Source organism: Streptomyces sp. NPDC045470 (assembly GCF_040646595.1).
Taxonomy (GTDB): domain Bacteria; phylum Actinomycetota; class Actinomycetes; order Streptomycetales; family Streptomycetaceae; genus Streptomyces.
This window is the reverse complement of sequence record NZ_JBEZAN010000015.1, coordinates 156,795-183,025: the sequence shown is the minus strand read 5'-3', so window position 1 is coordinate 183,025 and position 26,231 is coordinate 156,795. Positions and strand designations below refer to the sequence as shown.

22 protein-coding genes, 1 tRNA gene and 1 pseudogene are annotated in these 26,231 nt (G+C 68.6%); 14 read left to right on the top strand and 10 right to left on the bottom strand.

Features of this window, described 5'->3' with window-relative positions; translation table 11 throughout:
* From AB0A97_RS31715 to AB0A97_RS31695, 5 genes are all read right to left on the bottom strand, one after another.
* Positions 1-1,449 carry an MFS transporter gene (locus AB0A97_RS31715; RefSeq protein WP_361156291.1) on the bottom strand — a complete coding sequence of 483 codons (1,449 nt, stop codon included), beginning with the start codon at positions 1,447-1,449 and terminating at the stop codon, positions 1-3.
* 420 nt (positions 1,450-1,869) lie between these two features.
* A complete protein-coding gene (locus tag AB0A97_RS31710; RefSeq protein ID WP_361156288.1) occupies positions 1,870-2,178 on the bottom strand; it encodes a hypothetical protein in 309 nt (102 codons plus the stop codon).
* A 38-nt stretch (positions 2,179-2,216) separates the two neighbouring features.
* Entirely contained in the window at positions 2,217-2,441 is a 225-nt protein-coding gene (gene rpmB / locus AB0A97_RS31705) for a 50S ribosomal protein L28 (RefSeq protein WP_361156286.1), read from the bottom strand.
* A gap of 402 nt (positions 2,442-2,843) precedes the next feature.
* Positions 2,844-3,449 carry a response regulator transcription factor gene (locus tag AB0A97_RS31700; protein ID WP_361156284.1) on the bottom strand — a complete coding sequence of 202 codons (606 nt, stop codon included), beginning with the start codon at positions 3,447-3,449 and terminating at the stop codon, positions 2,844-2,846.
* A 229-nt stretch (positions 3,450-3,678) separates the two neighbouring features.
* Positions 3,679-5,127 (bottom strand): MFS transporter, encoded by a 1,449-nt coding sequence (locus tag AB0A97_RS31695; RefSeq protein ID WP_361156281.1) that lies wholly within the window; start codon positions 5,125-5,127, stop codon positions 3,679-3,681.
* A 799-nt stretch (positions 5,128-5,926) separates the two neighbouring features.
* On the opposite strand from AB0A97_RS31695, the gene AB0A97_RS31690 reads away from it, so the two are divergent.
* From AB0A97_RS31690 to AB0A97_RS31670, 5 genes and pseudogenes are all read left to right on the top strand, one after another.
* Positions 5,927-6,802: a TnsA-like heteromeric transposase endonuclease subunit gene (locus AB0A97_RS31690; RefSeq protein ID WP_361156279.1), complete on the top strand. Its 876-nt coding sequence runs from the start codon at positions 5,927-5,929 to the stop codon at positions 6,800-6,802.
* The gene (locus tag AB0A97_RS31685) at positions 6,768-8,795 is read left to right on the top strand and encodes a transposase (protein ID WP_361156276.1); all 2,028 of its coding nucleotides are present in this window, start codon (positions 6,768-6,770) and stop codon (positions 8,793-8,795) included. The genes AB0A97_RS31690 and AB0A97_RS31685 overlap by 35 nt, the downstream gene beginning before the upstream one ends.
* On the top strand, positions 8,792-10,045 hold the full coding sequence (locus tag AB0A97_RS31680) for a TniB family NTP-binding protein (protein ID WP_361156273.1): 1,254 nt from the start codon (positions 8,792-8,794) through the stop codon (positions 10,043-10,045). The genes AB0A97_RS31685 and AB0A97_RS31680 overlap by 4 nt, the downstream gene beginning before the upstream one ends.
* A 4-nt stretch (positions 10,046-10,049) precedes the next feature.
* Positions 10,050-10,514, top strand: a pseudogene (locus AB0A97_RS31675) (TniQ family protein); the annotation flags it as partial.
* A gap of 216 nt (positions 10,515-10,730) precedes the next feature.
* Positions 10,731-11,930 carry a hypothetical protein gene (locus AB0A97_RS31670; RefSeq protein WP_361156394.1) on the top strand — a complete coding sequence of 400 codons (1,200 nt, stop codon included), beginning with the start codon at positions 10,731-10,733 and terminating at the stop codon, positions 11,928-11,930.
* 70 nt (positions 11,931-12,000) lie between these two features.
* Here AB0A97_RS31670 and AB0A97_RS31665 read toward each other — a convergent pair whose 3' ends face one another.
* From AB0A97_RS31665 to AB0A97_RS31650, 4 genes are read right to left on the bottom strand one after another with little or no spacing between them, the layout of a single operon-like run.
* Positions 12,001-14,019 (bottom strand): DNA recombination protein RecN, encoded by a 2,019-nt coding sequence (locus AB0A97_RS31665; protein WP_361156270.1) that lies wholly within the window; start codon positions 14,017-14,019, stop codon positions 12,001-12,003.
* 5 nt (positions 14,020-14,024) lie between these two features.
* On the bottom strand, positions 14,025-14,600 hold the full coding sequence (locus AB0A97_RS31660; RefSeq protein ID WP_361156268.1) for an ABC-three component system middle component 2: 576 nt from the start codon (positions 14,598-14,600) through the stop codon (positions 14,025-14,027).
* Positions 14,601-14,647: 47 nt separating this feature from the next.
* On the bottom strand, positions 14,648-15,475 hold the full coding sequence (locus tag AB0A97_RS31655; RefSeq protein ID WP_361156388.1) for a serine/threonine protein kinase: 828 nt from the start codon (positions 15,473-15,475) through the stop codon (positions 14,648-14,650).
* Positions 15,426-16,244, bottom strand: coding sequence for an XdhC family protein (locus AB0A97_RS31650; RefSeq protein WP_361156266.1), 819 nt, complete (start codon positions 16,242-16,244; stop codon positions 15,426-15,428). The genes AB0A97_RS31655 and AB0A97_RS31650 overlap by 50 nt, the downstream gene beginning before the upstream one ends.
* A gap of 174 nt (positions 16,245-16,418) precedes the next feature.
* Here AB0A97_RS31650 and argC point away from each other — a divergent pair, with 174 nt between their 5' ends.
* The 6 genes from argC to AB0A97_RS31620 all read left to right on the top strand — a co-directional run bounded on the left by argC (position 16,419) and on the right by AB0A97_RS31620 (position 22,636).
* Positions 16,419-17,447, top strand: coding sequence for an N-acetyl-gamma-glutamyl-phosphate reductase (gene argC / locus AB0A97_RS31645; RefSeq protein WP_361156263.1), 1,029 nt, complete (start codon positions 16,419-16,421; stop codon positions 17,445-17,447).
* Positions 17,444-18,598, top strand: coding sequence for a bifunctional glutamate N-acetyltransferase/amino-acid acetyltransferase ArgJ (gene argJ, locus AB0A97_RS31640; RefSeq protein WP_361156260.1), 1,155 nt, complete (start codon positions 17,444-17,446; stop codon positions 18,596-18,598). Before argC ends, argJ begins: the two co-directional genes overlap by 4 nt.
* Entirely contained in the window at positions 18,595-19,542 is a 948-nt protein-coding gene (gene argB / locus AB0A97_RS31635; RefSeq protein ID WP_361156258.1) for an acetylglutamate kinase, read from the top strand. The genes argJ and argB overlap by 4 nt, the downstream gene beginning before the upstream one ends.
* Positions 19,539-20,792, top strand: coding sequence for an acetylornithine transaminase (locus AB0A97_RS31630; RefSeq protein ID WP_361156255.1), 1,254 nt, complete (start codon positions 19,539-19,541; stop codon positions 20,790-20,792). The genes argB and AB0A97_RS31630 overlap by 4 nt, the downstream gene beginning before the upstream one ends.
* Positions 20,793-20,800: 8 nt before the next feature.
* Positions 20,801-21,343 carry an arginine repressor gene (locus tag AB0A97_RS31625; RefSeq protein ID WP_030017304.1) on the top strand — a complete coding sequence of 181 codons (543 nt, stop codon included), beginning with the start codon at positions 20,801-20,803 and terminating at the stop codon, positions 21,341-21,343.
* A 123-nt stretch (positions 21,344-21,466) separates the two neighbouring features.
* On the top strand, positions 21,467-22,636 hold the full coding sequence (locus AB0A97_RS31620) for an amidohydrolase family protein (protein ID WP_361156252.1): 1,170 nt from the start codon (positions 21,467-21,469) through the stop codon (positions 22,634-22,636).
* Between the two features lie 67 nt (positions 22,637-22,703).
* On the opposite strand, the gene AB0A97_RS31615 is transcribed toward AB0A97_RS31620, so the two are convergent.
* Positions 22,704-22,777 (bottom strand) — tRNA-Pro (locus AB0A97_RS31615).
* A 161-nt stretch (positions 22,778-22,938) separates the two neighbouring features.
* On the opposite strand from AB0A97_RS31615, the gene AB0A97_RS31610 reads away from it, so the two are divergent.
* The 3 genes from AB0A97_RS31610 to argH all read left to right on the top strand — a co-directional run bounded on the left by AB0A97_RS31610 (position 22,939) and on the right by argH (position 26,206).
* Positions 22,939-23,310: a DUF488 family protein gene (locus AB0A97_RS31610; protein ID WP_361156250.1), complete on the top strand. Its 372-nt coding sequence runs from the start codon at positions 22,939-22,941 to the stop codon at positions 23,308-23,310.
* Between the two features lie 148 nt (positions 23,311-23,458).
* Positions 23,459-24,652, top strand: a complete 1,194-nt coding sequence (locus tag AB0A97_RS31605) for an argininosuccinate synthase (RefSeq protein ID WP_361156248.1) — start codon at positions 23,459-23,461, stop codon at positions 24,650-24,652.
* A 126-nt stretch (positions 24,653-24,778) separates the two neighbouring features.
* A complete protein-coding gene (gene argH / locus AB0A97_RS31600) occupies positions 24,779-26,206 on the top strand; it encodes an argininosuccinate lyase (protein WP_361156245.1) in 1,428 nt (475 codons plus the stop codon).
* Positions 26,207-26,231 lie beyond the last annotated feature (25 nt).

Genomic DNA, 26,231 nt, shown 5'->3' with positions numbered 1-26,231 from the left:
TCAGGTGTGCCGTGCCGGCTCGGGCAGCCGGAACATCAGAGCCCACATCACCGCGAGGGCCGCGATGACATACCAGATGCTGCCCGCGAAGGCGCTGGTCACGGTGGTGCCGTGGCTGCCTGCGGGGGCGTGGGTGAAGAACACCACGGAGGCCAGCGCGATACCCATGGCGGTGCCGAGCTGCATCGCGGTGTTGAACAGCCCTGCCGCGGAGCCCGCGTCCTCGTGGTCGACCTGGCTGAGGGTGAGGCCCGCCAGGCCGGCGCCGATCATGCCGAAGCCGAATCCGAGGAGGATCATCGGAGCGACGGCGGCCGCGAACGGTGTACCGGTTCCCTGGCCGTTCACCAGGAGCTGGTAGCCGACCAGGGTGACGGCGACCAGGAGGACACCCGCCTGAGGCACCCGCCGCATGTGGCGTGCGGCCCACTTCGAAGCGAGCATCGCACCGGCCATACCGCCGATCGAGATGGCGACGGAGGCCGGAGCGAACTGCCCCGGGGACAGGCCGAGCCCGTCCTGCATGAACAGGGTCCACGTCAGCAGGAACACGCCGGAGACCAGGCCGAAGACCAACTGGGCGGCGAGCCCGCCGGTGAACGCCTTGCCCTGGAACAGGGAGAGCGCCACCAGCGCGGAGCCGTCCCTGGCAGTCCTGGTCCGCTGCTGGGCGACAAAAACGGCCAGCACGAGGGCGCCCGCGACCAGCATGGCGAAGCTCCAGGCCGGCCAGTGCCGCTCGCCGCCCACGGTGAGCGGGTAGGCGATCAGCAGGACACCGGTGCTGGACAGCACCATGCCCAGCGGGTCCAGGCGCCGTGCCTGCTGTTCTCGGGACTCCGCGACGAACCGGAGACCGAGCAGCACCGTGGCCAGGCCGATGGGCAGGTTGATCAGGAAGATCGGCCGCCAGCCCAGTCCGGCGATGTCGGCAGCGGTCAGGACGGCACCGAGGACGGGGCCGAGCACACCGCCGAGCGACATGATCATGCCGTACAGGCCGAACGCCTTGGCGCGGGATTCCCCGTCGAAGGTGACGTGGATGGTCGCCAGGACCTGCGGCACCATGGCCGCCGCCGCGGCGCCCTGGAGGGCTCGCGCGGCGATCAGAACGGCCGGGCCGGTGGCGATGCCGCACAACAGCGAGGCGAGGGTGAACACCGCGGTGCCGGCGAGGAAGATCCGCTTGCGGCCGTAGAGGTCACCCAGGCGCCCGCCGGTGATCAGGGCCAGAGCGAAGACGAGGGTGTAGGCGGCGGGGATCCACTGCACTGCGGCGCTGGAGGCGCCGGTGTCGGCCTGGATCGACGGCAGTGCGGTGTAGACGATCGAGCCGTCGAGCGCGTTCATCAGCTCGGCGGCCAGCACCACGATCAGCGTGATCATGGCAGTACGGCCCGGCCCGGCGCCAGGGCGCGGTCGGACGGAGGTGGAGGTGTCGGTGGACACGGAAACGAGGATTCCTGTTCGTGTTGAGGGTGGGACACGGGCAAGCCTGGGCGTGCCCGTGTCGCCTGCAAGCGCGACAGGAGCGGAGAAGGGCATGACGAAACCCAGGCCATCGGGTACACCGCGGGGGAGGCGTCGCATGGAAAGCCGCCAACGGCGGACAACCGGAACAGCGCCTCACAACGAGCGGTTACAGGGCCTGGGAGATACGTCATCACCTCGAAACGCGGAACAGATGAAGCGCGAACGCGCTTCGCAATCTTTTCCAGGGTAGAGGAGGCTTCATCCTGGGCAAACCCATTTATTTCGTCCGCCCTGCCCCAGTCCTGTCACTGCCCGGCGCCCTGCACGGGCGCGATCTTGGAAATGCCGTTACGGCCCGCTTCCGCAACGCGACGGAGGGCGGAGTACCGGATGACATCAGCCCTGACCCGGGGGCTGCAAACGGCTGAGCAGCCGTTTACTGTGCCGTCCATAGTCCGGGTCATTGAGGGCGGCGGTGACGAAATCCGTATGCCGCAGTCGGCGGTCGAGGCGCGCCTCAAGGCAGCCGATGCAAAGGACACTTTCCTCGTCGGCGCCGGCGCGCTCCCATACGCTGTCCATGACGGTGTACCACTCGTCCGGGCCGTCAAGGGGTGCGGTCAGCAGCCCGCAATCGTGACAGGGAAACTCATCCCTCTCGGGACGGCGACACCACCTGCCGACGACCGCGTCGAGGATGCGCAACCTGTCCTTGAGATGCCCGAAGTGACGGCCCGAAAGGCTTACGCCGAGACCCGGCGCTCCACCTTGCCCTTTTTGATGCACGAGGTGCACACCTTCATACGTACGGGCGTGCCGTCCTTGACCGCCCTGACCGGCTGGATGTTCGGATTGAAGCGGCGGCTCGACCGCCCCTTGACGTGGCGGACCTGAGCCCGGAGCCCCGCGCGCGCGACGCGCTTCCCGAAGCTGGGCTGCTTGCCGCATACATCACATCGACTGGACATCGTGTCTCCCGGTTCTGCGACGGATACCGTCGCCCTTTGTTCCCTTGACTGACCATGCGCTTCAGAGCTGGCCTGACCGGCACTCGGCGAAGCATCGCCGGCCGTGAAGTCGCGGGCTCGTCATTTGGCATTCAGCACTGGCCAGGAGAAGGCCGTGCTGCAGGCGCCGGGCCGTCCAACGGCCCGCGCCGAGTTCATACTCTTCCAGAACCATTCGGAACGCGCTCCGCCGATTTGCACTCCGGTTTCCCGGTCAGAAATGCGCTGACCTGCGGATATGTGAAGTGAGGCGGCATCAGGGGGCATCGCGGAAGCTCCTGCGGAGAGGCAAAGTGCATCGTTCTTCGTGCAGATTGCACGCCTCGATCGCGTGGAGTCCTGGCCGGGCGCCGGAGCCCTCGGTCAGATCCAGCCGTGTGTGGCGGCGGTGCGTATCGCCTCGATGCGATTGCGTGCTCCGGTCTTGCGGTTGATGGCGGCGAGATTGTTGCGGACCGTTCCCGGTGAGAGATGCAGCGTCCCGGCGATTTCCTGAGGTGTGTGTCCTTGGGCGGCCAGGCGGAGGATGGCGACGTCACGTTCGCTGAGCGGGTTGTCGGGGGCGTGCAGGGCGTCGGCGACGATGTGCGGGTCCAGGACCCGCTCGCCACGGGCTGCCGTCCGAACGGTGTCGGCCAGTTCTCTGACGGATGCGCCTTTGCTCACGACCCCGTCCACCCCTGTCTTGAGGGCGGTCCGCAGGGCACCGGGGCGATCAGGAGCGGTCACGATGATGATGCGGCAGGCGGGCAGGGCGGATTTGAGCTGTGCTGCGGCCGAGATCCCTTCCAGGCCGGGCAGGTTGGCGTCCAGCAGCGCCACGTTCGGGCGGGTTCGCAGGGCGCTCGGCACGACGTCGTCGCCCCGCGGTACCTGCGCGACCACGTGCACACCGGGTTCGGACGCGAGGACAGCGGAGAGTGCCTCGCGGGTCAGTCGCAGACCATCTGCGACCAGCACTCGGATCATGGGGTGGTAGTTCCTCTGTGAAGGACCTCGGGAAAGGAGAGCGCGGTGGCCGGCCCGGTCAACTCCGGGCCTTTCCCCGCTGTCTCCGACGTGGTTCCCAGTTCCGTAAGGGGGTTTGGACGGGGCACCGGCACACGGCGTGCTGGTGCGCGAGCGGCTTTCGCAGCGGCGGCTGTGCGGCAGGTCCTGGGCCCGGACCCGCCGCGCCGGTCCGGGCCCAGGAGGGCGGTCAGAATGTTCGCCGGCGTCCGGGCAGCAGGAGCATGAGAGCCCACATCGCCAGCAGGGCGCCGATGACGTACCAGATGGTTCCGGTGAACGCCGTGGCGACGGTGGTTCCCCGGCTGCCGGCCGGAGAGCGGGCGAAGAACACCACGGAGGTCAGTGCCGTACCCAGAGCGATCCCGAGCTGGGTCGAGGTGTTGAACACCCCGGACGCGGAGCCGGCGGAGCCGTGGTCGGCCTGCCCCAGGGTCATCTCGGCCAGAGCCGCCCCGATCAGGCCGAGACCGAGCCCGACCACCAGCATCGGAGCAACGGTCCACGCCAACGGCAGGCCGGTGCCCCGGTCCGCGATCAGCCACGCGTAGCCGCCCAGTGTGGCAGCGGCGAGCAACGCCCCGGCCTGCGGAGCGCGCCGTCCCTGACGGGCGGCCAGGCTCATCGCCAGCCAGGCACCGGCCATCTCCCCCAGAGAGGCCGTCACGAAGCCCAGCGCCGCCTGACCGGGAGACAGGGCGAGGCCGTCCTGCATGAACAGCGTCCACGCCAGGAAGAACACGCCCGACAACAGACCGAAGACGAGCTGAGCGGCCAGACCACCGCAGAAGGCCCTGCTCCTGAACAGTGCCGGCACGACCAACGGGGCGGCCCCCCGCGCGCTCCTGGCCCCCTGCTGGAGCACGAAGACCGCCAGGGCCGCCAGGCCCGTCGCCGGCATGAACAGGCTCCAGGCGGGCCAGTGGTGTTCCGCGCCGACCGTCAGCGGATGGGTGATCAGCAACAGGCCCAGACCGGACAGCACCATGCCCAGGGGGTCGAGGCGCCGGGCGTCGCGCTCCCGGGACTCGGGGATGCAGCGCAGGCCGAGGAGCACGGCCGCCAGGCCGATGGGCAGGTTGATCAGAAAGATCGGCCGCCAGCCGAGGCCGAAGAGGTCGGCGCCGGTGATGACGCCTCCCAGGACCGGCCCCAGGACGCTGCCCAGCGACATGACCGTGCCGTACAGGCCGAACGCCCTGGCCCTGGAGCCCTCGTCGAAGGTGACGTGCAAGGTCGCCAGGACCTGGGGAACCATCGCCGCCGCGGCGCCACCCTGGACGATGCGGGCCGCGATCAGCAGGCCCGGGGCACCGGCGAGACCGCAGACCACGGATGCCGCGGTGAAGGCGCCGGTGCCCAGGAGGAAGACCCGCTTGCGGCCGTAGAGGTCGCCCAGGCGGCCGCCGGTGATCAGCCCGAGGGCGAAGGTCAGCGCGTAGGCGGCGTGGATCCACTGCACGGCGGCGCTGGAGGCGCCGGTGCCGGCCTGGATCGAGGGAAGCGCGGTGTAGACGATCGAGCCGTCGAGCGCGTTCATCAGCTCGGCGGCCAGCACCACGATCAAGGTGACGGTGCGGGCCCGGCCCGGCCCGGCGGCGGGGCGTGGCCGGACGGAGGGAGAAGTGTCGGTAGACACGGAAACCAAGATTCCTGTCCGCGTGGAGGAGGGAAAAGGGCAGGCCCGGGCATGCCCGTACGCCTACAGCGCGACAGGAGCGAAAGGTATGACGAAGCCCAGGCCATCTGGTGCACCGCCGCCGAGGCATACGTCAGCAGCCCGCCATGGCGGGCAACCGGAAAGAGCCTCAAGACGAGCGGCTACAGGGCCTGGGAGATACGTCATCACCTCACAACACATCGTCGGGCCCCCGAACGGGCACGACAGAGCCGCATCAGGCTAGGAGTCCCCGGAAGAGCCCCGCAACCGAATATCCAGCCCATGACGGATGTTCTCCGCAGCCGGGCGACCGGCGCCCGGCGCTCGTGTGACGTAACTGCCGCCTCCCCCTGGCGAGTCGGGACCGACCCGGACCGCGCGATGCCGTTCGGCGACCGACTCACCCACCACCTCCGCACCGCGGCCTCCACAAGAGCATCCTCGCCCGCGCTGGCGCCCCCAGGAGGTCGCCTGTTCCGGCCTCCTCGGTCGGTCGCGTTCACTGCTGTGTGAGCGGCTGCCCGGTGTCGATGCTCCGGGCGCGTTGCTGCCGTACGGGCCGGAACGTAGCAGCAGCACCGCCGCCCGGTCCCCGCACCGGCCGGACGACCTCGTCGCCGTCACAGGACCAGGCCGTGGCCCACGAACGTGAGACCTTGCTTTGTGCTTGGCGGGTTGTGCGCGATGGTTGGCGGGCAGGATAGCGGCCCAGGTACGTACTTGGAGCGTTTTTGAGTAAATCTGTCTGCCGAGGTTCGGGTAGCGATGTGCTCGTGTCATGAGTGCCACATCCTGTACGGAGAGTGCGGTCTCATCTGTGATCTGGTCGCACCAGTGCACCCTTGATGATCTGAAGGCTCCGTATGCGGTGCCGGAGTCAGCTGTACGCCAGCTCGACAGCAGCACGGGGTGGACACGCCGGTGGATGACGACGTGGAAGACCGGAAGGGCCAATGTCATCTTCCCGGTGCGAGAGTTGGCCAGCGCGCCCGTGCCGTGGTCCCTTCCTTCGCGAACGTTCTCCTGGCGCCCTGGCCAAGGACACCGGCCCGGGCTTGAGTGTCTTGTGTCGACAGGGCGCCAGCACGGATTCGAAAGCCTCGCGGAACGACGACTGCTACTGGCGCTCGATTTCGCTGGGCGGGTGGGCGAGGTGCTGTCGCAGCCGTTTCGGCTGCAGTTCACTTTGACGGACGGGGCGGGTGAGCACACGCCGGACTACCTGGCTCTCGGGCACGAGGCGGTGTGGCTGGTGGATGTTCGCCCCGCAGCGAGAATCAAGCCCGAAGATGAGGTGCGTTTCGCTGCGGCTGCCCAGGTCGCCGCGTCGGCGGGCTGGCGTTACGCCGTTGTGACGGGCTGGCGACGACAGGTGATGACGGGTATCGACACCTTGTCCGCCCGCCGCAGAAGCATGGCCGATCGGCTTGGCCTGCGGCAGCAATTGCTGGGCGGAGTGCACGGACAGCCACGGCGCTTTGGTGATCTCGTCGCGAACACCTCCTTGCCTCAGGTTGCCCGCACGCAGGCCATCCATCTGCTCTGGCACCGCCGCCTGGCCATGGATTTGGCCCAGCCCTTCAAGGACGCGACCTGGATCTATCGAGTGGGAGGCCGGGATGACAGAGAAGCGCCAACCGCAGCAAATCGATGACCTTGATGAGATCCATCAGGCCCGGGCCCGGATGGCGCATCTTCTCGAGGTCGAGACAGGGTTCCGCAGCGGCAGCCCATTCTGGCCCGAGCCCGGCGAACCGCGCCCTCAGTACGATCCCGAACGCACCACAGTGACGCAGCGCCGCCGGGCGAAGGTGGCCGAGCTGCGCGCTCTGCACCCGAGGGATGCCAAGTTCCTAGGCCTGGGCCAGATCAGCTTCCGAACCCTGGAACGGATGGCTGCGGATCTCGACGAGGATGGCCTGATGGGCCTTGCCGATGGCCGATGGACACCGCCCTTGCGCGGGCACCGATCGATCGGGTCAGCCACGGAGAAAGCCATTCACGCTGTTCATGCAGAGACGCTGCACCGCTCAAAGGTGAGCATGCGCACGAAGGAACGCATGATTCACCAATACGTTCGGGAGAAGTTCGGCGCGAGGGCAGAGGAGGAGATCCCGCATTACGTCACGTTGTGGCGGGTCTGGAAGGAGTGGTTCGGTTCGCAGGGAGCCCGGCAGAGGTACGTGCGCTCGGCGGCCGCAGTGGATGCGGGGACTTCCCAGGTGGTGATCTCGAGGCCTGGGCAGGTGGTCGTGCTCGACACCACGCCGTTGCCGGTCAAGGTTTTGGACGACGTCTTCGGAGAGCCGATTTCTGTTGATCTGACGTTGGCCCTCGATGCCTTCACTCACTCTCTGGTTGCCTTCCGGCTCACCCCCGGATCGGACTCCTCGGTGGAGGTGGCCATGCTGCTGCGGGACGTGATGCTCCCGCTGCCCATGCGGCCTGGCTGGGGGACAGAGATGGAATGGCCCTACCCGGGAGTTCCTGCTGCGGTGGTGGCGGAATTTGCGGGACACCCGGTGGCGGGCCGACCCTACTTTGCCCCGGAAACGGTCACCAGCGATCACGGCAGCGTCTACAAGAACCATCACATGGTGGGCGCTGCCCACAAACTGGGCGTGGTCGTGCTGCCGGCCCGGACCATGCGCCCGACTGACAAGGCCGCCTGCGAACGGGCTTTCGGGGGAATCCGGTCATTGCTGCTGGAACTCCTACTGGGCTACAGCGGGGTCGATGTCGCTGACCGCGGAGCCGATCCCGAGGGCGATGCGACCTGGACGTTGGACGAGATGGAACACCTGCTGGCGACCTGGATCGTCCGGGTGTGGCAAAACCGCGAGCTTACCGAGTATGGGCCCGCCTGGGACCCCGGCGGTCGGCACAGCCCGAACACGCTCTTCGCCATGGCCGGCGCCCGCGACGGCATCGACTTGGAAGTGCCCGAACCCGACCTCTATTACGAGCTGCTGTTTCCACACTATGTGAAGATTCACGGCAACCGCGGAGTGAAGGTCGGCGGGCTCTGGTATGACGGCCCCGCGCTGGGCCCCTACCGCAGTCGCCCTTCGGCGCGAAGCGGAGTCCACCGCGGCAAGTGGGCTGTCCATCGGGACCCGCGCGACTGCCGTGAGGTCTTCTTCCAAGACCCCGACACGAACGAGTGGCATCCGTTGCGATGGCGCGGTCTGCCCCAGGGTGAGGACATCCCGGCCTTCTCCGACGCGAGGGTCCGCGAGGTACTGCGCGAAGCGGCCCGCATCGGTCTCCAGCCTCAAGATGACTGTGACCTCCTGCCAGTGCTGCTGGACCTGGTCGCGGCCCGCACACCAGTTTCGGCCTGGCCAAGCCAGATGGCCAAAAGCCAGAGATCGGAGCGAGCACGGGAACTTGCTCGTGCCCGGTCAGCCGCAGCGGACCGGCCCGCACAGAATTCGGATGAGCCACGTCGGCTGCCGCCGGCACCTTCACCCGCGGAACTCACCCATCGCAACACCAAGGCCGTCACCGCCGACCGGCGCCGACGCCGCGAGACCACGGCCAGCTCACGCCCCACGCCGCCCCCTCGCATGGGCGAGGCCCTGCGCACACAGGGCATGTTGGTACTCCCGGACGAGGACAACGCCGAACCGGAGGAACAGGCATGACCTATGACGACAGTGCGACCCCTTTCGCCTTCGCCGGCCCTCCGCCCCAACGCGACACTGTGACCGGCTGGCAGGACTACCGCAGCACTCGGCACTCTTTCCAACCCGCTCCTCGCCTGGACCTGGTGACCTGGCGGTCCATGAACCCTCGTCGGCGCACACTGCACGACCTGCACCGAATCGCCACACACGCCAATCTGCCCCTCCTGCACACACCCATGAGCCGTGCGGTTGCGAAGCTGCTGAACGGGAGGATCGAGAACAACGCGCTGAAGCGGAAATCCGCCACCTGCTCCGGGGTGATGATCACCGGAGGCGGCTACCAGGGGAAAACCGAGACCGTCTGCGAAGTCGCCGCCGCCTTCGAGGACCGATGGCTCGCTTTGCTCAACTACCTGAACCCCGAAGCCAAGCCCGGAACGCGAGACCTTCACGCACCGGTCGCCTACGTCCAGACCCCGGTGACAGCGAAGCCTAAGAGCACATGCAAGGCCATCCTGAACTACTACGGTGCCCCAGTACATCCGCGCATGGACCTCCCCGATCTGGTCCGTCAAGTCGCCGCCTCACTCCACGACCACGGCACCAAAGCCCTGCTGTTGGACGACATCACCAGACTGCGCATGCACCGGGCAGATGATCAGGACACGCTCGATCTCATCCGCGCCTTCATGAGCATGAACGTCACCCTGGTGCTGATCGGAGTGGACATCCCCAAATCAGGCCTGCTCAGCGAAGGCCGCTTCGATCCACGCAGCAAGCAAGTCACCATGCCCGCCTCACGACACGCCAGGGCCCACGGCTTGGAAGCCACCCAGACCGAGCGTCGCTTCGACTTGGTCGAACTTGGCCGTTTCACCTACGACTCGGCCGAAGAGATCGCCACCTGGTCCGATCATCTTGCCGGTGTTGAGAACGAGTTGCGGCTTATGGATGCGCCTGAAGGGATGCTGACCGAAGGCGCCATGCCGGAGTACCTCTACAAGCGCACCGACGGGGTCGTCGGCCTGTTGGAACGGCTCGTGGAGGACGGGTGCCGCGAGGCCATCGCTAGCGGGAGAGAGCGCCTGACTGAAGATCTACTGGACTCCATCACCATCGACCTGGCCGGGGCTCCGGGGCGAGATCCGAGTGCCGGCGAAGTACCCCCAGTGCCCGAGCCGAGGCGGAACAGCCCGCCCAAAAAGGCCAAACGGCCACGCAACACCGTATTCGACGATCCCGGCCCGGACGTACAGGACGTGGGGTGAACACATGCCAGTCGCGTCGCTTCCTCGCAGCCTCGCTCCACTGTCCGATGAGTCTCTCTCCGGCTATGTGCTGCGTCTGTCCCACAGGCTGGCCTTGCCTCCAGGATGGCTGATGCAGCACACCGGGATTGGGAGCCTTAACGCGCATGGCCTTCTTGCCTCGAACGGTGCCCTGGCCACCGCGCTCCCTGAGGGCATGACCACCCGGGTCTCCCGCACTACCCGCCTCCTTCCGGATGAGGTCACCGCTCTCACCTTGGCCTGCTGGAACGGGCGTTACCCGCCCATCACCCGGGCTATCGCAGGCAAAACAGGCGGACACCGACATGCTGGCGACTGGCTCTTTCGAAGCGCAGTCCGCTACTGCCCTGAATGCCTGGCCGGCGACGGATCGCTCATTCAGCAGCAGCACGGCGGACCTTGGAAGAAGAGCTGGAGACTTCCGGTGGTCTTCGCCTGCCTGGAGCACCGCAGATACCTGCGGCATCGGTGCCCTGGATGTCACCAGGCCCCCGACGCCAGCACGGGCAGCCGCCTGGTCGCCAGAGTCGGTGACGCCGGCCTCCACCCCGCCCAGTGCAGAAACTCTCCGCCACTCCCCGAAGGTAGAGGGCGTGGGGATCCCGCCTGCGGCACCCGGCTCGATCAGCCGATCGTAGCGGTCCCAACGCCACCATTCCGAGACATGCAGTCCCTGCAAGCTCGCATTCTGAAACACCTATCCTCAGATGTCCCGCAGTGCGAAGCCTCCGAGTACTTCACCGACCTGCAACTGGTCACTGCGCTTATCGTTATGACCTGGCCCGAGGCTCAGCACCTGGTACCCCTTCCCGCAAGCAGCATCGCAGACAGGTACCTCCGCGACTTGGCCGCGCGGCCGGCAAGCAGACACCGGATCCCAACATTCACCGCCCTGCCCGTCGACTCAATTGCGGCCTCTGCCCTACTACGGGTCGCTCAATCGGTGCTTGATAGCGAAGACCTCCGCTCGCATCTGATCCCACTCGTTCTGCGTGACCGCACCTTGAACCGGACGGCTACTTGGTCCGAGCGCTTTGCCCGAGAGCAGGACGCCTGCTCCAGCCGTCTGAAAGACGCTGGCGCACCGCTCACCCACGCCACCAGTGGCGGCCCATCCACCCGCCGGTCGCCCACCCAACAGGAGGGATTCGTTCCTGAGCAGGTGCCCGCCTTCTTGCCCAAGGCATGGGTTGACCACTACTTTCAAAAATGCGATGGCATCAGCCCGCGTCTCCTGCGGCGCACAGCTTCGGTCCGCCTCGCACAAATGGCCATGGGCGGCTCTCTTGACCGGGCCGCGGACTTCCTCGGTATCCGGGCCCCGTCGAGCGCAACGGGCGCCATCCGCCGATGGGTTCACCCCAAGCTCGACGTTTTCGAGTTCGACACTGCCCTGCACGCCCTGGCCACTGCCCTGGACGTCCATGCGCCAGATCTCCCCGACTACAGGCACCGGCGTCAAACACTCCGGAACTGGTACCTCGACGAGCAGAGCTGGCGCGAGCTCACGACCAAGGTCCCGCCTTCGTCCACAACCCCAGCCCGCTATGACGACCTCAAGCGACACATCGCCTCGGTCTTCGTTTGGAGCCGCATTACACAAGGCGAGCACCTCTTCGCCCCGCGCCCCATGGAAGCCAGCCAAGAATTCCAAACACAGAAATGGTGGGGAAGCCGCCGCAACACCATGTGGTGCCTGCTTACCAACCCAGGCGTCTCGCCTCACTACTCCGCCCTCGGAGAGCTCCTGACCGAGTACGCCGATCAGCACGTGAACTGCGACTTCGCGATAGACGAATCAATCCACAACCCTGGCTCCTCGGGCTGCGGTCAGAGTCGAGCTTGCGCTTCAACTGCTGAGTGAGTGATCCGCGACGCTGCGCCTTCGGGGGCAGCCTGCTGCCGAGGGAGGGCCCCGTGTTTGGGACGACGTTTCACGCGTCGGCTTCTGTCTCTTCGTCCGCACTGGTTTCGTCCTCGATCAGCCCGTACGGCGGACGGACCTCGTCGCGGCTGTAGCGCACCACCACGCTGCTTTCCACCAGCGGTGGCGGGCTGTTGTCGGCGACGATGAGCTGTGCTCGGCTACCGCGCTCTGCGAGCCAGAGGGAGAGGTGGTGGTAGAAGTCGTCGATGGCAACGGCGTCCGCGATCACGGCATCGAGGGTGCCGCCGTGGCCAAGGTTTTTCTGGGGGCTGTCGATCATGAGAAATCCCGGGTGTGCGGCCTCTGCTTCGACGGCGATTTCAAAGACGGCCAGCTGCCAGGCCAGGGTGAGCAGAGTGCGGGCGCCGGAGGAGGCTTCCTGGTACGGCTCACCGCGTACGAAGGGGGTGAGGTCGGTCTTCTTGATGAAGGGTGTACTGACCTTGGGGTAGCGCCAGGCTCGCAGGAGCTCGCCGTATCGGCCGCTGATCTTGGCGATGACCCGATCGCGGTCGTGGGAGGCGTCTCCTAGCCGTGCGAGTTCCTCGCGGAGACGGGCGAGCTGGGCTTCGTGGCGTTCCACGGCATCGGCACGTTTGGCGAGTCCTTCGCGGAGTTTGACCGCGCTCTCAGCCTGTTCGAGTCGGCGCAGGACCTGTTCGCGCCTGCGGTGGAGGTCGTCGCGGGCGGCGAGGAACGGTGAGACGGAGGGCGATGTTGCGGCGTCCAGCGCGGCGGCGGCCTGCTCTTCCTGGACGGCCGCCTCTTCCGCCCGGAGTTTGAGTGCGGCGAGCGAGGTGCCGAGCTCATCGATGTATGTGGTGATCTCCTTGAGACGGGCCTTGGTGGACCGGGTCTCGGCCGCGACGTCCACCCGATTGTCCCCGGCCTGGCTGCCGGTGTCGGCAGCGCCCAGGACCAATGTCCCTTCCGCTGCTGTCAGTGCGTGACGGCAGAGGCTGCAGCGTCCGTCGTCGGCGGTGGGGGGAGCCGACAGCCGATTCAGGCAGGCGGGGCAGGTGGTGACGCTCAGGGGGTCGAAGATCTGCTGTGCCTCGCCGAGCATGCCGAGCTTGAGGAGATCGTCGGCGTACTGCGCGCGGAGAGGCATCAGGCGTTGGAGCTGTGTTTCGCAGTCCCGCAGGACCGCTGCCGCCCGGCGGGAAGTCTGGGCCGCCTCTTTGTGCTGGTGGCGCAGCCGGGCCGCGAATTCCGTTCCCGCCTTCGCCCGGCGGTCTAACTCCGTGAGCTGGCTCGTGATGTCAGCCAGCTCCTGTTCGTGGATGGCAGGTGTGGGTTCACTGTCCAGTGCGGTGGGAGCCTGCTCCACGACGAAGGTACGGGCTGCTGCGAGTTCGGCTTTGGCGCGGTTGAGCCGGCCGCCGAGTTCCTGGATGCGTTGGCCGAGTTCGACGGCGCGGTCGTCGTGGACCCCGAAGGCGACGTCGACGACCTGCCGCAGTTTGTGCTTGCGCATGTAGTCGTTCTCGAACAGGAAGTTCTTGTCCGCGACGCGTTCGTTGGGCAGGAAGGCGAGCCACATCAAGTCGCGGAAGCTGAGCGGGTCCGTGCGGGATTCGCTGTTGGTGGGCGCTTCGCGTAGCTGGACGCCTTCGAGCTTGCAGTGACTCAGGAGGAGGGACGACAGGCTTTCCGGTGCCCCGGGCGGGTCGATGGGCCTGCTCTCGGCCCTGGAGGTGGGCCTGCTGTCGAGCGTTCCGCGGCGTACGAAGGCGACCTTCGAGGGCTCACCGACCGACCGCTCGATCACGTGCGGCTCGCCGGAGAGCTCGACCTCCAGGAGGCATGAACGAACCCTTCGCAGCACCTCCTGGTGGCGGGGGTGCCGTTTCGCGCCGAGCCCGTAGGCGATGAACTCCAGGACCGCTGTTTTCCCGGAACTGAATGCCCCGGCGATGACGGAGAGGTTCCGTACCCGCTGTTCGGCGGTGAGATCGACGTCGTAGGACCGCTCCATGCCGACCAGGCGCAGACGGCGGATCCGGATGCCGGGAAGCGGCTCCATGGTGATCATCCCTCCCAGGACGTTTCCAGTAAGGGGCCTGTCCCCAGGACACTCATGAGGGCAGCCGCGGGTCCGCCGGGACCGTCCGGCCTGAGCCACCGTGCGGTCTGCTCGCGCAGCTTTTTGTCGCTGAGTTTGCGGAGCCGGCGGACGACGATGTCGGCGGCGGTAGCAAAGGAGGCGGCGTAGGTGGCGGTGAACTGCCCGCCGAGGTGCTGACCGGCCTCTGTGATCGAGTAGGTGAGGGAACCGTTACGATTTCGGACTCGGCAGCACCCGTAGGCCACTAGAAGCGCCAAGTCGTGCTGGATGCGTTCTCGCCGGCTCGTGAAACGCTGTGAAGAGGACGCGTAGGCAAGGACCTGCGGGTCGAATCCGGCCAGCCGGAGGAGGCTGGCGTCCCGGCCCTCGGAGGGAACTACGAGGAAGGGGTTCGCGGACAGGAAGTCGTAGTACCCGATGCGTTCCAGGGTCGCCCCGTTTGCGTCCTGCGCGGCGACAGCGTCAAGGAGCAACAGCAGTTGAGCGAGACGGAAAGGTACCTCGTCTTCGGGCATTACAACCGGCCGGTCTGCTTGCACGGCATGCTCCTCATCAGTGGTCGAGCGGTACGGACGGACGTGCAACCTCAGCCGTCGGTGTGACCGCTCGCGATCTGCCGCCAGTGCGTGACCCACCCAGCCCGACGGTTGTCGACCAGCCGGTGGACCAGACCCCAGCTGTGCGTCACCTCCAGACGCAGCACCTTGGGCAGTTTGTCGTGCTCGCTGCGCACCTCGCGCCATACCCGGCCGTGCAGAGCAGCGAGGGCGCCTGCGGCCGAACACTCGTTGAACTGCATCTCCCACACCCCGTGAAGGGTGGCGTCAGCAGAGCTCAGTGCGGCTATCTCAACCGGCACGCCCTTATGCGCGACTTCGCGCGCCACTAGGTCGGCGTTGAAGAACTGCCGTTTCGCCGAGTCCAGTTCTACGTGGCCAGCCTCAGTCATCTGGCGCACGAACAGGGCCGAGTCGAGCGCCGCCGCCTTGTCCTCCTCCACGTCCAGCACGAGGCGTATTTGCTCCTGGGCGGGGGCGGCAGGCACTGCGAAGGGTTCGTAATAGGCGCGGCGTACCTGGTCACCTTCGGGGCTCAGCAGCTTCTTCACGAGCGTGGTCTCGTCCCACAGCTCGATGACAAGGCCATGCGCCTTCTCCTGCCGCTTCTTCCAGCCATCCCACCATTGAGCTGCCGGCCCGTCCATGCTGGAGGGGATGCACAAGATCCAGAGCGTGATGGTGTGACCGTTGGCCGCTGCGGCTTTCAGCCCGTTCGCGAGAGACTCGCGAATCTGCTGCGACTGGCTGGTTGTGGTCTTCGGCATGAAGTACTTGGACTGCCACACCGTAATGGCGCCCCCGAGGTCACCGGCGACAGCGTCGATTCCCCAGTCGCCCGGATTCGCGGCGATCATCCGGACGTTCGGATTGGTCGCACTCGCGAGCTGCGCGAGCATCTTCTCGAAGTCGGCCCGTGCTCCGTCCGCGCTTCCGGTCCGCAGTTCGTGCACTCCGAAATGAATGGGCGGAACACCAGCTGACACTGGCATGAAGTTGTCCAACCTGCACCCCCGCATCCCCCAGGCAACCCGAGCGAACCGCGTTCAGCGGGCTGTTCCCCCTGTGCCACACACAGCAACGGCCGTCAGCGTACGTGTTATGGAAACACTCGATCAAGGTGCTTGTGGTCGGCAGTATCTCGGCAGCGGCACGGTGGGTGGGGCTGGTGTGCGAAGACAGCGGCAGGCCACTCGCCCCGTTGGCGCGAGCGATGATGTCAGCAGCGACGGACATTGCCGCCTCCTCAGGTATACGTGCTCCCAGGTCAGGGCCGGTCGGGCACGTAATGCGGCATATTGCTGTGCCTCGACACCTGCCCTCCCGCAGGAGGCGCAGACGCTCCTCGTGTGTGTGGCAGGAGCCCATCGCGCCGACGTAGCCGGCAGGCAGCGTGAGAGCCCGGCGCAGGAGAGGGATGTCGAACTTGGCGTCGTTGGTGAGACGCGGATAGCTGTAGGGGCGCAGACCGTCGTGCGTTCCAGGTAGCGGTGGGGACAGCCGACACGGACGTCGCTGACGCCCATCTACACCCTGCTTGCACGACACCTCGACGTACGGCACGGCCCTATCCGGCCCCCAGCAGGTATGAATCGTCTGGCGTCGGTTGGCACGACTCGATGTCATCCATTTCGAACAGGCACGTGACCACCGGCGAAGCCGCACGCACAACCCGCCAGGTCACCTGCAAACCCGCCAACTGAAGCGCAACGTCACAGAACGCGGTCCCTCACCCGCCCCACCCGCCATTGCATAAATCTGCCATCTTCCGTATAGTCATGCCTCCAAGGAGGAGGATCCATGCCAGTACGAGCAGCAGTGGCCGGAGCGAGTGGCTATGCCGGGGGAGAGGTGCTGCGGCTGCTTCTGGGGCATCCGGAGGTCGAGATCGGCGCGGTGACCGCGCACGGCAACGCCGGGCAGCGCCTCGGAGTGGTGCAGCCGCACCTGGTGCCGCTGGCCGGGCGGGAGCTGGTGGCCACCACGGCCGAGGCGCTGGCCGGGCACGACGTCGTCTTTCTCGCGCTGCCGCACGGGCAGTCCGCCGCGGTGGCCGAGGCGCTGGGGCCCGAGGTGCTGGTGGTGGACTGCGGGGCGGACTTCCGGCTGGCGGATCCGGCGGCCTGGGAGAAGTTCTACGGTTCGCCGCATGCCGGCACCTGGCCGTACGGGCTGCCCGAGCTGCCGGGGGCGCGGGAGGCGCTGCGCGGGGCGCGGCGTATCGCGGTGCCGGGCTGCTACCCGACGGCCGTCTCGCTGGCCCTCTTCCCGGCGTACGCGGCGGGGCTCGCCGAGCCGGAGGCCGTCGTGGTCGCCGCCTCGGGCGCCTCCGGCGCGGGCAAGGCGCCCAAGCCGCACCTGCTGGGCAGCGAGGTGATGGGCTCGATGAGCCCGTACGGGGTGGGAGGGGTGCACCGGCACACGCCGGAGATGGCGCAGAATCTGGGCACCGTGGCGGGGGAGCCGGTCACCGTCTCCTTCACGCCGACCCTCGCGCCCATGTCCCGCGGCATCCTGGCCACCTGTTCCGCCAAGGCCCGGCCCGGCGTGGACGGCACCGACCTGCGGGCCGCGTACGAGAAGGCGCTGGGGGACGAGCCGTTCGTCCAGTTGCTCCCCGAGGGACAGTGGCCGTCCACCGCGGCCGTGTACGGGTCGAACACCGCGCTGGTGCAGGTCGCGCTCGACGCGGCGGCCGACCGGATCGTCGTGGTCAGCGCCATCGACAACCTGACGAAGGGCACCGCCGGCGGCGCGGTGCAGAGCATGAACATCGCCCTGGGCCTCGACGAGGCCACCGGGCTCTCAACGATCGGAGTCGCACCGTGAGCGTCACGGCAGCCAAGGGTTTCTCGGCGGCGGGCATCGCCGCCGGGATCAAGGAGAACGGGAACCCGGACCTCGCCCTGGTGGTGAACAACGGTCCGCGACTGGCCGCCGCCGGCGTCTTCACCGCCAACCGCGTCAAGGCCGCTCCGGTCCTGTGGTCCGAGCAGGTCCTCAAGGGCGGCCGGGTCTCGGCCGTGGTGCTGAACTCCGGCGGCGCCAACGCCTGCACCGGCCCCGAGGGCTTCCAGGACACCCACGCCACCGCGGAGAAGGCCGCCGAGGTGCTCAAGGGGCACAGCGCGGGTGAGGTCGCCATCGCCTCGACCGGCCTGATCGGCGTACGGCTGCCGATGGACAAGCTGCTGCCGGGGATGGAGAAGGCGGCCGTCGAGCTGAGCGTGCACGGTGGGGAGAAGGCGGCCATCGCGATCAAGACGACCGACAGTGTGCACAAGACCGCCGTGGCCGGCGGGGACGGGTGGACGGTCGGCGGCATGGCCAAGGGCGCGGGGATGCTCGCGCCGGGGCTGGCCACCATGCTCGTCGTGCTGACCACCGACGCGGACCTGGAGCCGCCGGTCCTGGACCGGGCGCTGCGCGACGCGACGCGGACCACCTTCGACCGGGTCGACTCCGACGGCTGCATGTCCACGAACGACACGGTGCTGCTGCTGGCCTCGGGCGCCTCCGGGGAGGTCCCGGAGTACGACGCGTTCGCCGACGCGGTCCGCACGGTCTGCGACGACCTCGCGCGGCAGCTCATCGGGGACGCGGAGGGCGCGAGCAAGGACATCCGCATCGAGGTCGTCGGCGCGGCGAGCGAGGACGACGCGGTCGAGGTGGGCCGGTCCATCGCCCGGAACAACCTGCTGAAGTGCGCCATTCACGGCGAGGACCCGAACTGGGGGCGTGTGCTGTCCGCCATCGGCACCACCTCCGCCGTCTTCGACCCGGACCGGCTGAACGTCGCCATCAACGACGTCTGGGTCTGCAAGAACGGCTCGGTGGGCGAGGACCGGGACCTGGTCGACATGCGTTACCGGGAGGTACGGATCACCGCCGACCTCAGCGCGGGCACCGAGTCCGCGGTGATCTGGGCGAACGACCTCACCGCCGACTACGTCCACGAGAACAGCGCGTACTCCTCATGAGCACCCGCAAGCACACCGCGCTGCCCAAGGCCCGCACCCTCATCGAGGCGCTGCCCTGGCTCACCCGCCACCACGGCAAGACCGTCGTCATCAAGTTCGGCGGCAACGCCATGGTCGACGAGGAGCTGAAGGCCGCCTTCGCCCAGGACGTCGTCTTCCTGCGGCACGCCGGGCTGCGGCCGGTCGTCGTGCACGGCGGCGGCCCGCAGATCAGCGCCCAACTGGACCGGCTGGGCCTGACGTCGGAGTTCAAGGCGGGCCTGCGCGTCACCACGCCCGAGGCCATGGACGTCGTACGGATGGTGCTCGCCGGACAGGTGCAGCGCGAACTGGTCGGGCTGCTCAACCAGCACGGCCCGCTCGCCGTCGGCATGACCGGCGAGGACGCCCACCTGATGACCGCCACCCAGCACTACGCCGAGGTGGACGGCGAGCGGGTGGACATCGGGCGGGTCGGCGAGGTCACCGCGATCGACCCCGGCGCCGTACGGGCCCTGCTGGACGACGGCCGCATTCCGGTCATCTCCTCCGTGGCCCGCAGCGCCGACGAGGGCGACGGGACCGGCGTCTTCAACGTCAACGCCGACACCGCCGCGGCGGCGCTGGCCGCGGCCCTCGGTGCCGAGACGCTGATGGTCCTCACCGACGTGGAGGGCCTGTACGAGGACTGGCCGCACAGCGACGAGGTGATCTCCCGGCTCACCGCCACCGAGCTGGAGAAGCTGCTGCCCGACCTGGCCAGCGGCATGGTGCCGAAGATGCGGGGCTGCCTGCACGCCGTACGCAACGGGGTGCACACCGCCCGGGTCATCGACGGCCGGGTGCAGCACTCGATCCTGCTGGAGATCTTCACCGACGAGGGCATCGGCACCATGGTCGTGCCGGACGCGGAGACGGGCGCCGGTACGGACGCGAACGTGAGCGAGAAGGTGGGAGCGGCATGAGCGGCACGGCTACAGGGACAGCGCTCGGTACGGCGGCGGGCGCGGCGTCCAACACGGCGCTCACCGAGCGCTGGCAGGGCGCCATGATGGACAACTTCGGCACCCCGCGCGTCCCCCTCGTACGCGGGGAAGGCGTCCGTGTCCAGGATGCCGACGGCAACGACTACCTCGACTTCCTCGGCGGCATCGCCGTCAACGCTCTCGGCCACGCGCACCCCGCCGTCGTCCGCGCCGTCTCCGAGCAGATCGCCACGCTCGGGCACGTCTCCAACCTCTTCGTCGCCGAACCGACCGTCGAGCTGGCCGAACGGCTGCTGCGGATCGCCGGCCGCCCCGGCCGGGTCTACTTCTCCAACTCCGGCGCCGAGGCCAACGAGGCCGCCTTCAAGATCGGGCGGCTGACCGGGCGTCCGCACCTGGTCTCCACCATCGGCGGCTTCCACGGCCGCACCATGGGTGCCCTCGCGCTCACCGGCCAGCCCGCCAAGCAGGCCCCCTTCCGGCCGCTGCCCGGCGACGTCGACTTCGTACCGTACGGGGACGCGGAAGCGCTGCGGGCCGTCGTCACCACCGACACCGCCCTCGTGATCATCGAACCGGTGCAGGGCGAGAACGGCGTCGTCGTACCGCCCCCCGGCTACCTCGCCGCCGCCCGCGAGATCACCGCCGCCACCGGCACCCTGCTCGTCCTGGACGAGATCCAGACCGGCATCGGCCGTACGGGCCACTGGCTGGCGTCGCAGGCCCAGGGTGTCGAGGCCGACGTGATCACCCTCGCCAAGGGCCTCGGCGGCGGCCTGCCCATCGGCGCCACCCTCGCCTTCGGCCCCGCCGCCGATCTGCTGACCCCCGGCTCGCACGGCTCGACCTTCAGCGGCAACCCGGTCGTGTGCGCGGGCGCGCTCGCCGTCCTCGACACCATCGAGGCCGACGGACTCCTCGACCACGTCAAGCGGGTCGGCGAGCGGCTGCGTGGCGGGATCGAGGCGTCGGCGCACCCGCTCGTCGGCCAGGTCCGCGGCGTGGGACTCCTCCTGGGTATCGTCTTGTCCGAGCCCCTCGCACCGCAGGTGCAGCGAGCGGCTCAGGACGCGGGCCTCCTGGTGAACGCGGTCGCGCCGGACGTCATCCGGCTCGCCCCGCCGCTGATCGTCTCGGACGACGAAGCGGATACGTTCCTCCGGAAGCTCCCCGCCGTCCTCGACGCGGCCCTCGCAGGGGCACACGGGGAACAACGATCCGGAGACTGACGACAACGATGACCGAGGCGCAGGACAACGAGACGCTGCACGGGGGGCCTGCCGTACCGCAGACCCGCACCGCACGCCACCGCCGGATCGTGGACATCCTCAACCGGCAGGCCGTCCGCTCCCAGAGCCAGCTCGCCAAGCTGCTCGCCGACGACGGCCTCTCCGTCACCCAGGCCACCCTCTCCCGTGACCTGGACGAACTGGGCGCGGTGAAGATCCGCAACACCGGCGGTGAGCTGATCTACGCGGTACCGAGCGAGGGCGGCGACCGCAAGCCGCGGGCGCCGCTGGGGGAGTCCGCCAAGGAGGAGCGGATGCGCCGGCTCTCCGGGGAACTCCTCATCTCCGCCGAGGCGTCCGCCAACCTCGTGGTCCTGCGCACCCCGCCCGGCGCCGCCCAGTTCCTCGCCTCCGCCATCGACCAGGCCGAACTGCACGACATCCTCGGCACCATCGCCGGCGACGACACCCTGATGCTCATCAGCCGCGACCCGGCCGGCGGCCAGGCCCTCGCCGACCACCTGCTGCACCTGGCGCAAAAAGCACGCTGAACCGCGGGTTCCCCGCCCGGCCACCCGCCCGGCCGCTGTACTGGGCCTCCGTCCAGGCCGCCGCGGCCGGGCGGCACGGGGCCCGCCTCGGGTGGCCGGGAAGCACGCGGCACGGGAGGCCCGATGCTGGCCGTACGCGCACGAGCACTGTTCGACGGAGTGGGACCAGGACTGACCGAACGGCCCACCGTACTGATCGAGAACGGCCGGATCGCCGCCGTCCGCCCCGGCGGGGTCCCGCTGATCGGGACCGAGATCCTCGACCTGGGCGCCGCGACCCTCCTCCCCGGCTTCATCGACACCCACACACACCTGGCGTTCGACGCGAGCGACGACGTCATCGGCCGGCTCACCACCGCCGACGACACCACCCTCCTCGACCGCGTACGAGCCGCCGCGCGAGCCTCCCTGACCGCCGGAGTGACGACCGTACGAGACCTCGGCGACCGCGGATACCTCACCCTCCGCCTGCGCGCGGAAACCGCACAGGACCCGGCGGCCGGCCCACATGTGATCGCCTCCGGCCCGCCCCTCACCACCGCCCGCGGCCACTGCTGGTTCCTCGGCGGCCGGGCGGAGGGCGTGGACGGCGTCCGCGCGGCGGTACGAGAACGGGCCGAACGCGGCGCCGACCTCGTCAAAGTCATGGTGACCGGCGGCGACCTCACCCCCGGCTCGGACCCGTACAGCGTCCAGTACGGCCGCGACGAACTCCGCGCCATCGTCGACGAGGCCCACCACCACGGCCTTCGGACGGCCGCACACGCCCACGCCACCACCGGCATCCGCGAAGCCGTGGCCACCGGCTTCGACACCATCGAACACTGCTTCTTCCTCACCGGGACCGGCGTCGACTTCGACCGCCAGGTGATCGAGGAAATGGCCCACCGCGGCACCACCGCCTCCCTCACCCTCGGCGCCCTCCCCGGCGGCCCACCACCCCCCGCCCACATCGCCCGCCGCATCCCGTCCCTCGTCACCGGCCTGGCCACCCTGCGCGAAGCCGGCGTGACCATGGCCTTGGGCAGCGACTCCGGCATCTTCCCGGTCAAGGCCCACGGCAGCTACCCGTACGGCATCACCGCCATGGTCGACTTCGGCTTCACCCCGGTGCAGGCCCTGCGGGCGGCAACGTCGACGGCGGCACAGGTATGCGGCCTGGGCGATCGCAAGGGCCGCATCGCGGCGGGGTACGACGCGGACCTGGTCGCGGTGGGCGGGGATCCGGTGGCGGATGTGGGGGCGGTGCATGACGTGATCGCGGTGATCCGCGGTGGGCGGCCGATCACCTGAGACAAGGAGCACGCAGAAGGGCCCGTCGTCCGGAATCCCTTCCGAACGACGGGCCCTCACAGCACCGTCGGGACGACAGGATTTGAACCTGCGACCCCTTGACCCCCAGTCAAGTGCGCTACCAAGCTGCGCCACGTCCCGGTGCTCGCTTCGGCCGGGTTTTCCCGGTCGCGGCGTGCACAAGAAAAATACCCTGTCCGGGCCCCTGATTCCAAAGCGGGGTCCTCGCAAGGGTGCAGAACGGCCGAAAAAGGGCGAGGGAGTGCCGCGCGGGTCGGGTGGGGGCGTGCTTCCATGGCGCCATGGGTGATCGGCAAGGGCCGGGGAAGGTCCGGCAGCGTCGCGTGTACGAGGAGCCCGAGGCCGGGGACGGGGTGCGGGTGCTCGTGGACCGGCTGTGGCCGCGGGGGGTGGCGAAGGAGGCCGCGCGGCTGGACGAGTGGTGCAAGGACGTGGCGCCGTCGAAGGAGCTGCGTACCTGGTACGGGCACCGGGCCGAGCGGTACGAGGAGTTCGCCGCGCGGTATCGGGAGGAGCTGGCGGCTTCGCCGGCGGCGGAGGCCCTGGAGCGGCTGCGGGAGTATGCGGCGGCCGGGCCGCTCACCCTGTTGACCGCGACCAAGAGCATGGAGCTGAGCCATGTGACGGTGCTGGTGGAGGTTCTGGGGGAGTAGCGGGTGCGGGGGCTGCGCGTCGCGTTTGACCTGCGGTGATGCCTCGGGCGGGCCGTGCGGCTGCGCCATTCGTGTGAAGCGCGTTGACGAATCATGCGGTGGAGTGCATAGTTATACCCATCAGCGTATGCACCGTAAGGAGAAACCCGTGACCGAGCGCGTCGTACTCGCCTACTCGGGCGGCCTGGACACCTCCGTCGCCATCGGCTGGATCGCCGAGGAGACGGGCGCCGAGGTCATCGCCGTGGCTGTGGATGTCGGCCAGGGCGGTGAAGACCTGGACGTCATCCGCAAGCGCGCGCTCGCCTGTGGCGCGGTCGAGGCGGAGGTCGCGGACGCCAAGGACGAATTCGCCGACGAGTACTGCCTGCCGGCGATCAAGGCCAACGCGCTGTACATGGACCGGTACCCGCTGGTCTCCGCGCTGTCCCGGCCCACGATCGTCAAGCACCTGGTGGCCGCCGCCAAGAAGCACGGCGCGAGCACCGTGGCGCACGGCTGCACCGGCAAGGGGAACGACCAGGTGCGGTTCGAGGCGGGGATTTCCTCGCTGGCTCCTGATCTGAAGTGCATCGCCCCGGTCCGGGACTACGCGATGACGCGGGACAAGGCGATCGCGTTCTGCGAGAGCAAGAACCTGCCGATCACGACGACCAAGAAGTCGCCGTACTCGATCGACCAGAACGTCTTCGGGCGGGCCGTGGAGACCGGCTTCCTGGAGGACATCTGGAACGCGCCGATCGAGGACGTGTACGAGTACACGTCCAACCCGGCCACCCCGCGCGAGGCCGACGAGCTGGTCATCACCTTCAAGGAGGGGGTGCCGGTCGCGATCGACGGGAAGCCGGTCTCCGTGCTCCAGGCGATCCAGCAGCTCAACGAGCGGGCCGGGGCGCACGGGATCGGCCGGATCGACATGGTCGAGGACCGGCTGGTCGGCATCAAGTCCCGGGAGGTCTACGAGGCGCCCGGCGCGATCGCGCTGATCACCGCCCACCAGGAGCTGGAGAGCGTCACCGTCGAGCGTGAGCTGGCCCGCTACAAGCGGCAGGTCGAGCAGCGGTGGGGCGAGCTGGTCTACGACGGTCTGTGGTTCTCGCCGCTGAAGCGGGCCCTGGACGGGTTCATCGAGGAAGCGAACCAGGCGGTCTCCGGTGACATCCGGATGACGCTGCACGGTGGGCGCGCGGTGGTCACCGGGCGGCGGTCCGAGCAGTCGCTGTACGACTTCAACCTGGCGACGTACGACACGGGCGACACCTTCGACCAGTCGCTGTCGAAGGGCTTCATCGAGATCTTCGGCATGTCGTCGAAGATCGCCGCCAAGCGGGATCTGGCGTAAGGGCGGAAAGCCCAGGGGCGGAATGCCGTCACGGGCCGGGGCGCTGCCCCGGCCCCGTCCCCGGTGGCCGGTTCCGTCCGGCCGCCGGGGATCTGTATATCCCACCATCCACGAGGAGCTGAGCAAGTGAGCAGCAACAGCGGTGACGTCCGGCTCTGGGGCGGCCGGTTCGCCGACGGGCCCGCCGAGGCCCTGGCGAAGCTGTCCGCCTCCGTCCACTTCGACTGGCGGCTGGCGCCGTACGACATCGCGGGTTCCCGTGCCCACGCGCGGGTGCTGAACAAGGCGGGGCTGCTCACCGAGGACGAGCTGACGCGGATGCTGGGCGGGCTGGACCGGCTGGAGGCCGACGTCGCCGACGGGAGTTTCGTCGGCACGGTCGAGGACGAGGACGTGCACACCGCGCTGGAGCGGGGGCTGCTGGAGCGGCTCGGTCCGGACCTCGGCGGCAAGCTGCGGGCCGGGCGGTCCCGTAACGACCAGGTCGCCACGTTGTTCCGGATGTATCTGCGCGATCACGCCCGGATCATCGGCGGACTGATCGCGGACCTTCAGGAGGCGCTGGTCGGCCTCGCGGAGGCGCATCCGGAGGTGGCGATGCCGGGCCGTACGCACCTCCAGCACGCGCAGCCGGTGCTGTTCGCGCACCATGTCCTCGCACACGTCCAGGCGCTGTCGCGGAACGCGGAGCGGCTGCGGCAGTGGGACACGCGGACGGCGGTCTCGCCGTACGGGTCGGGCGCGCTGGCGGGTTCCTCGCTCGGGCTGGACCCGGAGGCGGTCGCCGCCGATCTCGGGTTCGAGGGCGGCAGCGCGGCCAACTCCATCGACGGGACGGCGTCCCGGGACTTCGTCGCCGAGTTCGCGTTCATCACCGCGATGATCGGCGTCGACCTGTCCCGGATCGCCGAGGAGATCATCATCTGGAACACGAAGGAGTTCTCCTTCGTGACCCTGCACGACGCCTTCTCCACCGGTTCCTCGATCATGCCGCAGAAGAAGAACCCGGACATCGCCGAGCTGGCGCGCGGCAAGTCCGGCCGGCTGGTCGGCAATCTGACGGGCCTCATGGCCACCCTGAAGGCGCTGCCGCTCGCGTACAACCGGGACCTCCAGGAGGACAAGGAGCCGGTCTTCGACTCCTGCGACCAGTTGGAGATCCTGCTGCCGGCGTTCACCGGGATGATGGCCACGCTGACCGTCAACCGGGAGCGGATGGCGGAACTGGCCCCGGCCGGGTTCTCGCTGGCCACGGACATCGCCGAGTGGCTGGTACGGCAGGGCGTGCCGTTCCGGGTGGCGCACGAGGTCGCCGGGGGGTGTGTCAAGGAATGCGAGCGGCACGGCATCGAGCTGGACGAGCTGAGCGACGAGCAGTTCGCCGCCATCTCGCCGCACCTGACGCCGGAGGTCCGTACGGTCCTGAACGTGCCGGGCGCGCTCGCCTCGCGCAGCGGCCGGGGCGGCACGGCCCCGTCCGCCGTCGCCGTCCAGCTGGCGGAGGTCAAGGCGGACCTGGCGGCGCAGCGGGAGTGGGCGGACGCCAAGCGCTGAGCACCTGTTCACCTGCATGAAGACG

What these genes read in the sequence shown, in the direction of transcription:
- rpmB (WP_361156286.1), bottom strand. Translation starts at nt 2,441, where the DNA reads ATGTCCAGTCGATGTGATGTATGCGGCAAGCAGCCCAGCTTCGGGAAG.
- AB0A97_RS31700 (WP_361156284.1), bottom strand. Translation starts at nt 3,449, where the DNA reads ATGATCCGAGTGCTGGTCGCAGATGGTCTGCGACTGACCCGCGAGGCA.
- AB0A97_RS31690 (WP_361156279.1), top strand. Translation starts at nt 5,927, where the DNA reads ATGAGTGCCACATCCTGTACGGAGAGTGCGGTCTCATCTGTGATCTGG.
- AB0A97_RS31685 (WP_361156276.1), top strand. Translation starts at nt 6,768, where the DNA reads ATGACAGAGAAGCGCCAACCGCAGCAAATCGATGACCTTGATGAGATC.
- AB0A97_RS31680 (WP_361156273.1), top strand. Translation starts at nt 8,792, where the DNA reads ATGACCTATGACGACAGTGCGACCCCTTTCGCCTTCGCCGGCCCTCCG.
- AB0A97_RS31670 (WP_361156394.1), top strand. Translation starts at nt 10,731, where the DNA reads ATGCAGTCCCTGCAAGCTCGCATTCTGAAACACCTATCCTCAGATGTC.
- AB0A97_RS31665 (WP_361156270.1), bottom strand. Translation starts at nt 14,019, where the DNA reads ATGGAGCCGCTTCCCGGCATCCGGATCCGCCGTCTGCGCCTGGTCGGC.
- AB0A97_RS31655 (WP_361156388.1), bottom strand. Translation starts at nt 15,475, where the DNA reads ATGATCGCCGCGAATCCGGGCGACTGGGGAATCGACGCTGTCGCCGGT.
- AB0A97_RS31650 (WP_361156266.1), bottom strand. Translation starts at nt 16,244, where the DNA reads ATGACATCGAGTCGTGCCAACCGACGCCAGACGATTCATACCTGCTGG.
- argC (WP_361156263.1), top strand. Translation starts at nt 16,419, where the DNA reads ATGCCAGTACGAGCAGCAGTGGCCGGAGCGAGTGGCTATGCCGGGGGA.
- argB (WP_361156258.1), top strand. Translation starts at nt 18,595, where the DNA reads ATGAGCACCCGCAAGCACACCGCGCTGCCCAAGGCCCGCACCCTCATC.
- AB0A97_RS31630 (WP_361156255.1), top strand. Translation starts at nt 19,539, where the DNA reads ATGAGCGGCACGGCTACAGGGACAGCGCTCGGTACGGCGGCGGGCGCG.
- AB0A97_RS31625 (WP_030017304.1), top strand. Translation starts at nt 20,801, where the DNA reads ATGACCGAGGCGCAGGACAACGAGACGCTGCACGGGGGGCCTGCCGTA.
- AB0A97_RS31620 (WP_361156252.1), top strand. Translation starts at nt 21,467, where the DNA reads ATGCTGGCCGTACGCGCACGAGCACTGTTCGACGGAGTGGGACCAGGA.
- AB0A97_RS31610 (WP_361156250.1), top strand. Translation starts at nt 22,939, where the DNA reads ATGGGTGATCGGCAAGGGCCGGGGAAGGTCCGGCAGCGTCGCGTGTAC.